This window comes from Acidovorax sp. Root70, from assembly GCF_001428225.1.
In the GTDB taxonomy this organism is placed as follows: Bacteria; Pseudomonadota; Gammaproteobacteria; order Burkholderiales; family Burkholderiaceae_C; genus Acidovorax.
On record NZ_LMHQ01000005.1, the window covers coordinates 92,698 to 104,501 of the forward strand.

An 11,804-nucleotide genomic window follows, 5' to 3' on the forward strand; every position below is an offset into this window, starting at 1 on the left:
AAGCGCTCGGCCCCCTACGATGCGCAGCCACAGACCGGCGCCTTGCGCGCGCTGGCAAGCCACACCACGAGGGAGCCACACCATGACCACCCACCAGCCCCAGCCGCCCCGCTGGCTGTACCAGGCGCAGGACGCCCAGGGCCGCCCCACCGAGGGCTTCGTGCATGCCCAGACGGCCGAAGAAGCCATGCAGGCCATTGCTGCGCTGCAGCAGCCGCCGCTCACCCAGGTGCAGCTGCACACCTCGGGGCTGTATGCCCGTGCGATGACCGAGATGGCGGACGACGCACTGGGCACCCTGGACGTGAAGGCGCTGCGCCAGCTGGCGCGCGACCAGATCGAAGCCCAGGAGAACCCCGGCCTGTGGACCACGCTGCGCCAGCTGCTGCGCAACAACCGCACCTGGCTGCTGGTGTGCGCGGCCCTGGTGGCGCTGGCCGTGTGGCGCCAGTGGAGCCCGTGGGTGCAAGGGATTCTGGTACTGGCCATGCTGGCGCCGCTGGGGGTGTTTGCCTACATGCACCGGTTTCAGCGCATGTACCAGCAGATGCTGCACGCGCACGCCACGGGCGACCTGCCCCGTCTGGACGTGCTGGCCCAGCGGCTGGCCCGTGCGGCCGAACGGCATGCGTTCTTGCGACAGCCCGCCTGGGATGCCGCCGTGCGCATGGCCTGGTTCGAGGCGCGCGCCGAAGGGGTGGACGCCGCCATCCTGCGCCTGCGCATCCACCCCATGCGCCCGGCGGACGAAGGCGAATTCTTGGCCCGCATCTACACCCTGCCCCTGGCCACGGGCGACCATGCGGGCTTTACCGCCAGCCTGCGCGACCTGATGGCGCAGCGGCCAGGAGAGCCTACGCTGCAGATGGACCTGGCCCTGGGTGAGGCCCGCGCGGGCCACACCGACGAAGCGCAGCGCCTCGTGGACATGCTACAGCCCGCCATGCTGCCACCCCACGGGCAAGCATTCATCGACTGGGTGCGGGGCATGATTGCGCTGCGTGACCCGGCCCGCGCGGGCGAAGCCGCCAGCCACCTGGGCAAGGCGTGTGAGCAATTTCTGGGGCTGGTGCGCAAAGCCCCGGGCGCCTGGCCCTGGCCTGGAGCGGGCGCGCCGAAATGGGGCGCACCGTGTTTGCCACAGTGCAGCCTGTGGCCCGGCACCATGCCGAGCCCGAGCGGCTGGCGCTGCTGGAGCGCGAGTTGCGCAAGGGCGCCTGAGCGAGGCGCCGAAAGACGTCCTACGCCAACGCGCGCTGGATGATGATCTTCTGCACGTCGCTCGTGCCTTCGTAGATCTGGCACACGCGCACGTCGCGGTAGATGCGCTCTACCGGAAAGTCGTTGACCACGCCATAGCCGCCCAGCGTCTGGATGGCAGCGCTGCACACGCGCTCGGCTATCTCGCTGGCAAACAGCTTGGCCATGGCGGCTTCCTTCAGGCAGGGCTTGCCCGCATCGCGCAGCGCGGCGGCATGCCAGATGAGCTGGCGTGCGGCCTCGATCTGCGTGGCGCAGTCGGCCAGGCGAAAGCCCACGGCCTGGTGGTTGAAGATGGCGGTGCCGAAGCTCTCGCGCTCTTTGGAATACGCCAGCGCTGCATCGAACGCGCTGCGCGCCATGCCCACGCTCTGCGCGGCGATGCCGATGCGCCCGCCTTCGAGTGCGCCCAGGGCGATCTTGTAACCCTCACCTTCGGCGCCGATGAGGTTCTCGGCCGGGATGCGGCAGTTGTCAAAGTTGATCTGTGCCGTGTCGCTGCTGTGCTGGCCCAGCTTGTCTTCCAGCCGAGCGACCACATAGCCGGGGTTGCTGGTCGGTACGAGGAAGGCACTCATGCCCTTCTTGCCCGCGCCCTTGTCGGTGACGGCAATGACGATGGCCACATGGCCGTTCTTGCCGCTGGTGATGAACTGCTTGACGCCGTTGATCACGTATTCGTCGCCCTGCTTGACCGCCGTGGTGCGCAGTGCGGAGGCGTCGGAGCCCACATGCGGCTCGGTCAGGCAGAACGCGCCCAGCATCTCGCCACGCGCCAGCGGCGTGAGCCAGTCGCGCTTTTGCTGCGCGTTGCCGTAGCGCATGAGGATGGCGTTGACGGGGCAGTTGGTCACGCTGATGGCGGTGCTGGTGCCGCCGTCCCCAGCAGCGATCTCTTCGAGCACCAGGGCCAGCGTCACGTAGTCCAAGTTGGCACCGCCGAACTCTTCGGGCACGCAGATGCCGTAGGCGCCCAGCGCGGCGAGGCCCTGATGGGCCTCCTTGGGGAAGTGGTGTTCCTTGTCCCAGCGCGCGGCGTGGGGCCACAGCTCGGTCTGTGCAAAGTCGCGCACCGCGTCGCGGATCATTTCCTGGTCTTGGGTCAGCAGCATGGGAGTGTCTCCAGAGTCGTTGTTCAGAAATTCGGGGGCCTACCGGCTTGCGGCCTACCAATGGGCAGCGCGGCGGCCGTCGTGGTGCAGCAGGCGGCCCTTGTCGGCAGCGGTCACGCTGGCCAGCGTGCTGCGCAGGCCCCGCACGCTGTCCTCCACCGTGAGCGGGGCACCGCCGCCGCCCATGTCGGTCTGCACCCAGCCAGGGTCGATGGTGACCAGCGTGGCGCCGGGGTAATCGTGCTGCGCGGCGGCCACGGCCATGTTCAGCGCGGCCTTGCTGGTGCGGTACAGCCACGAGCCGCTGTTGGGCACGCTGCCGATCTGCGACATGGAGGACGACAGAAACGCAAACACGCCGCCCGCGTCCGCCACCAGGGGCGCCACCTGTGGAATGGCCTGCATGGCGCCCAGCACGTTGGTGTGCATGACGGCATCAAAGTCTTGCTGCGTGGGCGGGGTGAGCGCGTTGGGGCGGCGGATGACGCCGGCCACATAGAGCGCCAGGTCCAGCTTTTCGCCGTCGAGCTGCCATGCCAGGCCGCTCACGCTGGCGGGGTTGGCCACATCCACGGTGAGTGCCTCGGCGCCCAGCGCCAGCACGCGTTCACGGCCGGCATCGTCGCGCACGGTGGCGATCACGCGGCGCCCGGCGTCGGTGTACTGGCGCACCAGCTCCAAGCCGATGCCCCGGGACGCGCCGATCACGAGTATGGAGTTCATTTTCAAGCCCAATGTGCCGCAAGCGCTAGTAAATCATGCGTTAGCAGCTATCAATTCAGGAGTAATCAAAGCGACATCGCACGCTCAGGCAGACAGGTAGCCGGCGTACTCGAAATAACCCGACCACGCAGGGTCGTACGCCACCTTCAGCTCCAGCGATGCCGCCTCGTCGCGCAGCAGCAGGGGTGCCAGCGCCTGCTTGGCCAGCTGTTCGTCGCTCACGTAGTACAGCGCCTGCCGGCGCCCCGCGCGCATCAGCGTCAGCACCAGAATGCCCAGCTGCAGCACTTGCAGCACGGTGGCGGCCTGGCCCTGCAGGTCTTGCACGGCGCTCAGGGTGCCGCTGTCGGGCACCGCCAGGTCCACCGTCAGGGCGTAGGCCAGGTCGGCGCGCATGGCCACCGCGTTGGCGCTGGTGTTGACCATGACCACGCCGGTCTCGGGCGCGTCGCCGCCGTCCACGTCGTCGGCGGGCAGCTCGTTGCCGTCTTCGTCGATGGGGCAGTCAAACTGCAGCTCCAGTCCGTCCCACTCGGCCTCGCCCGTGGGGAAGTGGCCAGTGTGGCCCAGGGTTTCGGTCCAGTAGCGGTCGAACACCGGGGGCAGCTGGCTCAGCGGCACCCAGGGGGTGTGAGCGTCGTCCGGGTCGCCCACGAAGTCCACCGCGCCCACCTTCACGGCAAAGTCGTATTCGCCCAGCACATGGTCAAGCATGATGAACGCCATGTTGCGCGCGTGGTCCTGGTAGTCGCTGGGGATCTCGCGGCCAAAGCGGATTTCCAGCGCCGCCTGCCCGCCATCCTGCTCCAGCGCCACCAGCACGTCGGACGTGGCCAGCTCAAAGCCTTCCATGCCGATGGGAAAGTCTGGCTGCGTTGTGCGCTCGCGAAACGCGCGCACGCGGTAGTGCGGCAGCGCGGGTGCGGCCGCCACCACCTGTGCCAGCAGCGGAAAACTCTCGATGCTGCCATGGGCCGTGACGATGAGGTCCACCACGGCGTCGGCGTCGCCACCAGACATCTCCAGCGCCAGACCGTCCAGGTGCTGCTCCATCAGCACATTGGCCGCTCCCACGCGCTCGCGCAGCGGCAGGGCCTGGAGCGATGCCTGGGCATCAGAAAACGCGCGCCAGAAGGCGCCGATGGCGGGAGAGGGAGTGGTCATCGCGGTCCTTGTACAAAGTCGGGGATCATCCCATCTCCAGCCAGCGGCCTCAGACGAGTTCCAGCGCCACGGCCGTGGCCTCGCCCCCGCCGATACACAGCGTGGCCAGGCCCTTGTTCAGGCCGCGTGCCTTGAGTGCGTACATCAGCGTGACCATGATGCGCGCGCCGCTGGCGCCGATGGGGTGGCCCAGCGCGCAGGCGCCGCCGTTCACGTTGACCTTGTCGTGGGGCAGATCCAGCTCCTTCATCAGCGCCATGGGCACCACGGCAAAGGCTTCGTTGATCTCCCACAACTGCACGTCGCCCACTTGCCAGCCGGCCTTGGCCAGCGCCTTCTGCGTGGCGCCCAGCGGGGCGGTGGCAAACCATTCTGGCTCTTGCGCGTGGGTGGCGTGGCTCACGATGCGGGCCAGGGGCTTGGCACCCAGCTTCTTGGCGGTGGACTCGCGCATCATCACCAGCGCGGCGGCGCCGTCGTTGATGCTGGAGCTGGAGGCGGCGGTGATGGTGCCGTCCTTCTTGAACGCTGGCTTTAAGGTGGCGATTTTTTCGAGCTTGACCTTGCCGGGGCCTTCGTCCACCGAGACCATGGTTTCACCCGCGCGGGTCTTGACGGTCACGGGCACGATCTCGGCCGCAAACGCGCCGGATTCGGTAGCAGCCTTGGCGCGCTGCACGCTGGCCGTGGCAAACGCGTCCTGCTGTTCGCGCGTGAAGCTGTATTTGGCAGCGCAGTCTTCACCAAAGGTGCCCATGCTGCGGCCTGCTTCGTAGGCGTCTTCCAGGCCGTCGAGCATCATGTGGTCGAAGATGCGGTCATGGCCCAGGCGGTAACCGCCCCGGCCTTTTTGCAGCAGGTAGGGGGCGTTGGTCATGCTCTCCATGCCGCCCGCCACCATCACGTCGTGCGTGCCCGCCAGCAGCATGTCGTGCGCCATCATCGCGGCCTTCATGCCGGAGCCGCACATCTTGCTGAGCGTGACCGCGCCTGCCCCCTTGGGCAGGCCGCCCTTGAACGCCGCCTGGCGTGCGGGTGCCTGGCCCTGCCCGGCCATCAGGCAGTTGCCGAACAGCACTTCGCCCACGGCGTCGGGCGAAACGCCAGCGCGCTCGATGGCGGCCTTGATCGCTGCGCCGCCCAGGTCGTGCGCAGCCAGGCTGGAGAAGTCGCCCTGCAGCGAGCCCATGGGGGTGCGTGCGGCGCCGACGATGACGATGGGGTCTTGGATGGACATGGGGAAGGTCTCCTGGGTAAGGGTCAGAGGAAAAGTGTTCAGGGAAAAAGTGGGAGGTGAAAGCCTGGGTTTGGCGAGCGGTCAGCCCGCCGCAGCGCCGTGCACAAAGCGCCGCTCCGTGTCGTAAGGGAACACATCGAACATGTGGCCCGCCTGAATCCGTTCCTTGTGCGACTGCCAGAACGCGGCGTCGAGCAAATCGGCGTGGTGCTGCATGAAGACCTCGCGCACCGCGTCGTTGCCCAGCAGGAAGGGACCAAAGGTTTCGGGGAACACATCGCGCGGGCCCACGCTGTACCAGACCTCACCGCTCATCTCTTCTTCCTCGTTGCGCGGCGTCGGCACGCGGCGGAAGTTGCAGTCGGTGAGGTATTCGATCTCGTCGTAGTCGTAGAACACGACCTTGCCGTTGCGCGTGACGCCAAAGTTCTTCCAGAGCATGTCACCAGGGAAGATGTTGGCGGCCACGAGGTCCTTGATGGCGTTGCCGTATTCGATGACGCTGTGCTCCATCTGTTGGCGCGCGCGCGGGTCGGCGAGGCCGGTATCAAAAGCCTCTTGAAGGTAGATGTTGAGCGGGATCATGCGCCGCTCGATGTACAGGTGCTTGATGATCACCTCGGTCTGGCCATCGCCGTCGCGGTCGCTGATTTCGAGCTGACTGGGGGCGAACTTCTCGATCTCGGCGATGAGCGCATCGTCGAACCGGTCGCGCGGAAAGGCGACCTCGCTGTACTCCAGCGTATCGGCCATGCGGCCCACGCGGTCGTGCTGCTTGACGAGCAGGTACTTGGCCTTGATCTGCTCGCGCGTGGTTTCCTTCTGGTGCGGAAAGTAGTCCTTGATGAGCTTGAAGACGAACGGAAAGCTCGGCAGATCGAACACCAGCATCACCATGCCCTTGATGCCCGGCGCGATGCGGAACTGGTCGCTGGAGTGCTTGAGGTGGTACAGAAAGTCGCGGTAGAACAGCGTCTTGCCCTGCTTGGCCAGGCCCAGGGCGTTGTAGATCTCGGCGCGCGGTTTGCGGGGCATGAGGCTGCGCAAAAACTGCACATAGGCGCTGGGCACCTCCATGTCCACCATGAAGTAGGCGCGGGCAAAGCTGAACAGCATCTGCATGTCGTCTTCGCCAAACAGGGCCGCGTCGATGGTCAGCTTGCCGCTGTCGTCATGCAGAATGGGCAGCGCAAACGGCACCTCGTGGAAGCCGTTGATGATCTTGCCCACCACATAGGCGCCCTTGTTGCGGAAGAACAGGCTGGTGAGCACCTGGATCTGGAAGTTGGTGCGCAGCCGCACCTTGTCGAGGCGCCCACGCATGGCGGCCACCACGCAGGCCGTGTCGCGCTGCAGGTCGGCAAATTCGCGCTGGAGCTGGAAGTTCTCGATGATGGCCTGGAACGTTTCTCCCAGCGTGTCGCGCGTCGGGTAGTAGGCGCGGTAGGTGGGCCGCGCGGCAGGTTCGTCGTTCTCGATGTATTCGGTGCTGACCGCAGGCCGCACAAAGATGAAGTCGTTGTGGAAATGCGTGCGGTGCAGGATCTTGGTGGTGACCGAGTTGAAGAAGGTCTCGGCCAGCTCGGGCTGGTGGTGGTTGACCAGCAGCCCGATGTAGTGCAGCTTGACCTGGTGCCACACGTCCATGGGCTGCGCGCCCGCCTCAAACTCTTTCTCCAGGCGGCGCACGCATTCCTTCACCCGCAGGTCGTAGAACTCGATGCGCTCGCGCTGCGCCCGCTGCTGGCCATGCCAGTCGGCGGTTTCAAAGCGGTGCTTGGCCCGCGCGGACTCGGTGCGAAACAGCCGGTAGTGGCGGTTGAAGCCGTCCATCATGGCCTTGGCAATGCCATAGGCCTGAGGGGCATCCAGGCGTTGCGGGAACATGGTGGCAGGCATCCTTGTCAGCGCAACCGTCGCAAGCGTGGGCAGGGGCGCCCTACTTACTGCCGCCGGGTGGCAGCCACGCCGGCAATCGCTGCCTTGTACAGCGATTCCAGGCCTTCGGTGCTGTCCACCGACATGTGCAGGTTGTTGATGAGCCCGTCCTTGAGCCCGTAGCACCAACCATGCAGCGTGACCTTCTGGCCCCGCCCCCAGGCGTCGAGCATCACGGTGGTCTGGGCGATGTTCACCACCTGCTCGATGGCGTTGAGCTCGCACAGCACGTCGTGGCGCCATTCAGGCGCGGTGGCAGCGATCAGGTCGCGGTGACGGTCGCGCACATCGGTCACGTGGCGGATCCAGTTGTCTGCCAAACCGACGCGGGTGCCCTCCAGCGCAGCCAGCACACCGCCGCAGCCGTAGTGGCCCACCACCATCAGGTGCTCCACCCGCAGCTGGTCCACCGCGTACTGGATGGTGGACAGGCAGTTGAGGTCGGTGGGCACCACCACGTTGGCCACATTGCGGTGCACGAACACTTCACCTGGCTCCAACCCGGTGATCTGGTTGGCAGGCACCCGGCTGTCGGAGCAGCCGATCCACATGTACTTGGGCTTCTGCTGCGCCAGCAGGTTGGTGAAGAAGCCTGGCCGCTCGCTCTCCATCCGGGCTGCCCAGGCGCGATTGTGAACAAACAGGTCGTCGATCGAGGAAGGCATGGTGTTTTGGTCTGTGAGGTTTTCAGTAAGGGCAGGTCAGCAGGTCTCAGCAAACAGCTCGCGGCCAATCAGCATGCGGCGAATCTCGCTGGTGCCCGCGCCGATTTCATACAACTTGGCATCGCGCCACAGGCGGCCCAGCGGGTATTCGTTGATGTAGCCGTTGCCACCATAGATCTGCACGCCTTCGCCCGCCATCCAGGTGGCCTTTTCGGCACACCACAGGATCACACTGGCGCAGTCCTTGCGAACCTGGCGCACATGGTCGGTGCCCAGCATGTCGAGGTTCTTGGCCACAGTGTAGGCAAACGAGCGCCCCGCCTGCAGCACGGTGTACATGTCGGCCACCTTGCCCTGGATGAGCTGGAACTCGCCAATGCTCTGGCCGAACTGCTTGCGGTCGTGAATGTAAGGGATCACGTTGTCCATGACCGACTGCATGATGCCCAGCGGGCCGCCGGTCAGCACCGCACGTTCGTAGTCCAGGCCGCTCATCAGCACCTTGGCGCCCATGTTGAGACCACCCAGCACGTTCTCTGCGGGCACTTCGACGTCCTGGAACACCAGTTCGCCCGTGTGGCTGCCGCGCATGCCCAGCTTGTCGAGTTTTTGCGCGATGGAAAAACCCTTCATGCCCTTCTCGATGAGGAAGGCCGTGACGCCGCGTGCGCCCATTTCAGGCTCGGTCTTGGCGTAGACCACGAGCGTGTCGGCATCGGGGCCGTTGGTGATCCACATCTTGCTGCCATTGAGCAGGTAGTAGCCGCCCTTGTCCTCAGCCTTGAGCTTCATGCTGATCACGTCCGAGCCCGCGCCGGGTTCGCTCATGGCCAGCGCGCCCACGTGCTCACCGCTGATGAGCTTGGACAGATACTTGGCCTTTTGTGCCTCATTGCCGTTGCGGTTGATCTGGTTCACGCACAGGTTGCTGTGCGCGCCATAGGACAGGCCCACCGAGGCGCTGGCGCGCGAGATTTCTTCCATGGCCACCATGTGGGCCAGGTAGCCCATGGCGGCGCCACCATATTGCTCGGGCACCGTGATGCCCAGTACACCCAGATCACCCATCTTGCGCCACAGGTCCATGGGGAACTGGTCATTGCGGTCGATCTCTGCCGCGCGGGGAGCAATCTCGGACTGCGCGAAGTCGCGCACGGCATCGCGCAGGGCGTCGATGTCTTCGCCCAGCTGGAAATTGAGGCCTGGAAGGTTGGCGGGAATGCTCATGGTGAATGTCTCCTCGTAACGGGTAATGAAATGGACGGGCTTCAGCCCTGGATGTGGTCGCGTCCGGTCACTGCCATGAGTGTGCAACCCATGGTGGCGACCAGTTTTTCTTGGGAGCCCTCGATGGCGAAGGCGCGGCCTTCGCACACGGTGATGGTGCGGCCGGGCTTCAGCACCCGCCCTTCCATGCGAAACCGCTCGCCCTTGGCCGGGGCCAGCAAGTTGATCTTGAATTCAATGGTGAGCACCGCAGCATCGGCCGCCATCAGGGTGAAACCGGCATATCCGCACGCCGAATCCAGTGCTGTAGCGACCATGCCGGCATGGAGGAAGCCGTGTTGCTGTGTCAGTGCAGCAGCCCATGGCAACTCAATATCTACCGCGCCCGGCGCCACCAGACCCAGCGCAGCGCCCAAGGTCTGCATGGCCCCCTGGCGCGCAAAGCTGTGGCGCACACGGTCGGCATAGTCGAGGCAACGCGGCTCAAAAGGGGCCAGACTCACAGTGCTCTCCTGATTTACGTTTACGTAAACGTCAATTATGAATCACTTTTGCTTTTCCACCTTGACCAACAGCGTTCGCGCCTCTTCTTCGTGCTCGCGCACCTCTTCCAGGTTGGCCTGGAGATCGGCCATTTGCTCTTCGAGCTGCTTGCGATGAACGACCAGCACGTCCAGGAATTTGCGCAGTTGCACGCCCGTATCGCGGGGACTGTCATAGAGATCGATGATCTCCTTGGCTTCCGTCAGGGACAGCCCGAGGCGCTTGGCCCGCAGCGTCAGGCGCAGCCGCGTGCGGTCGCGCGCGCTATACACCCGGTTGCGGCCCGCAGACCCAGTGCGCTCAGGCTGCAACAAGCCCATGTCTTCGTAGAAACGGATTGCCCGGGTGGTGAGATCGAACTCTTTGGCGAGATCGCTGATGGTGTAGGTATTGGCCATAGTGGGTGCTGCACACAGCAGAGTCGGTTTCGCGCAGGAGACAGCCCGGTGGCGGCTGCTCTCTACAATGCATTGAGCGCATGACGTTTACGTTAACGTCAATGCTAACCCATCCAATCGTTGCCATGAACCCACTAGAACATCAGATCCACTATCCACTGGGTGACACGCTCCCTCCCGAGGGCGACGCCATCGAGGTCGCGCCCGGTGTTTACTGGGTACGCATGGGCCTTCCCTTCGCGCTCGATCACATCAATCTGTGGTTGCTGCGCGACCGGCAAACTGATGCCAGCGGTGTGCTGGTGGACGGGTGGACCGTGGTGGACTGCTGCATCGACAGCGCTACCACCCGTGCGCAGTGGGAGCAGGTATTCGTCAATTGCCTAGGGGGCTTGCCTATCCTGCGGGTCATCGTGACCCACATGCATCCAGACCACATTGGTCTGGCGCACTGGCTGTGCGAGCGCTGGGACGTGCGCTTGTGGATCAGTGCCACCGACTACAACGTGGCACGGGTCGCCGTGTACGACCCACAAGGGTTTGGCGGAGAAGCGGGGGCCGACTTTTATGCCCTGCACGGGGCACAAGATGCCGCCTTTTTAGCCCATGTCCGAGGCCGATCCTCCTATTTCCCGACCCTGGTTCCCGCGTTGCCAACTCGCTTTCGCAGGATGATGGACGGAGACACCTTGGACATCGGAGGACGAGCGTGGCGTTGCATCGGTGGCTACGGCCACGCCCCCGAACACATCGCTTTGTTCAGCACGGAGTTGAGCACGCTCATCAGCGGCGACATGGTGCTTCCGCGCATCTCTACCAATGTCAGCGTTCATGCCAGTGAGCCAGAAGCCAATCCGCTGCAACTTTTCCTGACTTCGCTGTTGCGCTATCTGGAGTTGCCAGAAAACACGCTGGTGCTGCCGTCGCACGGAAAACCCTTTACGGGCCTGGCCACGCGCATCGCTCAATTGCAGACCCATCACCGCGAGCGCCTTGAGGAAATCATGCAAGCCGCCCAAAACCAAGCCCTCAGCGCTGCCGACGCCTTGCCGATCCTGTTTCAGCGCGCGCTGGACACGCACCAGATAACGTTCGCCATGGGCGAGGCTCTCGCGCATCTGCACTATCTGTGGATGGAGGGGAAATTGGAGCGGCTTCTTGATCATGCCGGGGTTCAAAGATTTCGCGTGCCGGGCGGAGTATGAATCAGACGAAGGAGCCGTCGTCTTTTGATCACGGCCGGGCAAGTTCCGCTGCAGCTTTGCGTCAGCACTGAGAGGTGACTGCATTGTGACGCCAAGGCCTTCTCGCCAGCCTCAATTGTCTCGCGGCGAGTAGAGGTGCCAAGCGAGGGATAAGGGCTAGGAACCGATGCGTGCGTTGAGAGCTAGCCCGGTGGCGAATCTGGCGCTCCAAAGCAAAAAACCCCAGTCCTTTGGAGACTGGGGTTTTCTGGGCTGTAAGAGCCTGACGATGACCTACTTTCACACGGGAACCCGCACTATCATCGGCGCAAAGTCGTTTCACTGTCCTGTTC

General features: G+C 64.6%; 11 protein-coding genes. 2 read left to right on the top strand and 9 right to left on the bottom strand.

What is annotated here, in order from left to right:
* The first annotated feature begins 82 nt into the window (after window positions 1-82).
* Window positions 83-1,264: a hypothetical protein gene (locus ASD94_RS04145; RefSeq protein WP_056639042.1), complete on the top strand. Its 1,182-nt coding sequence runs from the start codon at window positions 83-85 to the stop codon at window positions 1,262-1,264.
* On the opposite strand, the gene ASD94_RS04150 is transcribed toward ASD94_RS04145, so the two are convergent.
* The 9 genes from ASD94_RS04150 to ASD94_RS04190 form a co-directional block, all read right to left on the bottom strand.
* The gene (locus ASD94_RS04150; protein ID WP_056639045.1) at window positions 1,242-2,372 is read right to left on the bottom strand and encodes an acyl-CoA dehydrogenase family protein; all 1,131 of its coding nucleotides are present in this window, start codon (window positions 2,370-2,372) and stop codon (window positions 1,242-1,244) included. The genes ASD94_RS04145 and ASD94_RS04150 overlap by 23 nt on opposite strands.
* Before the next feature lie 54 nt (window positions 2,373-2,426).
* Entirely contained in the window at window positions 2,427-3,095 is a 669-nt protein-coding gene (locus ASD94_RS04155) for an SDR family oxidoreductase (protein ID WP_056639048.1), read from the bottom strand.
* Between the two features lie 84 nt (window positions 3,096-3,179).
* A complete protein-coding gene (locus tag ASD94_RS04160; protein WP_056639050.1) occupies window positions 3,180-4,259 on the bottom strand; it encodes a hypothetical protein in 1,080 nt (359 codons plus the stop codon).
* Window positions 4,260-4,308: 49 nt separating this feature from the next.
* On the bottom strand, window positions 4,309-5,496 hold the full coding sequence (locus tag ASD94_RS04165; RefSeq protein WP_056639053.1) for an acetyl-CoA C-acyltransferase: 1,188 nt from the start codon (window positions 5,494-5,496) through the stop codon (window positions 4,309-4,311).
* Window positions 5,497-5,577: 81 nt separating this feature from the next.
* Window positions 5,578-7,383, bottom strand: a complete 1,806-nt coding sequence (gene aceK / locus ASD94_RS04170; protein ID WP_056639091.1) for a bifunctional isocitrate dehydrogenase kinase/phosphatase — start codon at window positions 7,381-7,383, stop codon at window positions 5,578-5,580.
* Window positions 7,384-7,439: 56 nt separating this feature from the next.
* A complete protein-coding gene (gene can, locus ASD94_RS04175; protein WP_056639056.1) occupies window positions 7,440-8,099 on the bottom strand; it encodes a carbonate dehydratase in 660 nt (219 codons plus the stop codon).
* Between the two features lie 36 nt (window positions 8,100-8,135).
* The gene (locus tag ASD94_RS04180) at window positions 8,136-9,326 is read right to left on the bottom strand and encodes an isovaleryl-CoA dehydrogenase (RefSeq protein WP_056639059.1); all 1,191 of its coding nucleotides are present in this window, start codon (window positions 9,324-9,326) and stop codon (window positions 8,136-8,138) included.
* 41 nt (window positions 9,327-9,367) lie between these two features.
* On the bottom strand, window positions 9,368-9,751 hold the full coding sequence (locus ASD94_RS04185; protein WP_369818025.1) for a PaaI family thioesterase: 384 nt from the start codon (window positions 9,749-9,751) through the stop codon (window positions 9,368-9,370).
* Window positions 9,752-9,871: 120 nt separating this feature from the next.
* The gene (locus tag ASD94_RS04190; RefSeq protein WP_056639065.1) at window positions 9,872-10,267 is read right to left on the bottom strand and encodes a MerR family DNA-binding transcriptional regulator; all 396 of its coding nucleotides are present in this window, start codon (window positions 10,265-10,267) and stop codon (window positions 9,872-9,874) included.
* Between the two features lie 125 nt (window positions 10,268-10,392).
* On the opposite strand from ASD94_RS04190, the gene ASD94_RS04195 reads away from it, so the two are divergent.
* On the top strand, window positions 10,393-11,472 hold the full coding sequence (locus ASD94_RS04195; protein ID WP_056639094.1) for an MBL fold metallo-hydrolase: 1,080 nt from the start codon (window positions 10,393-10,395) through the stop codon (window positions 11,470-11,472).
* Window positions 11,473-11,804 lie beyond the last annotated feature (332 nt).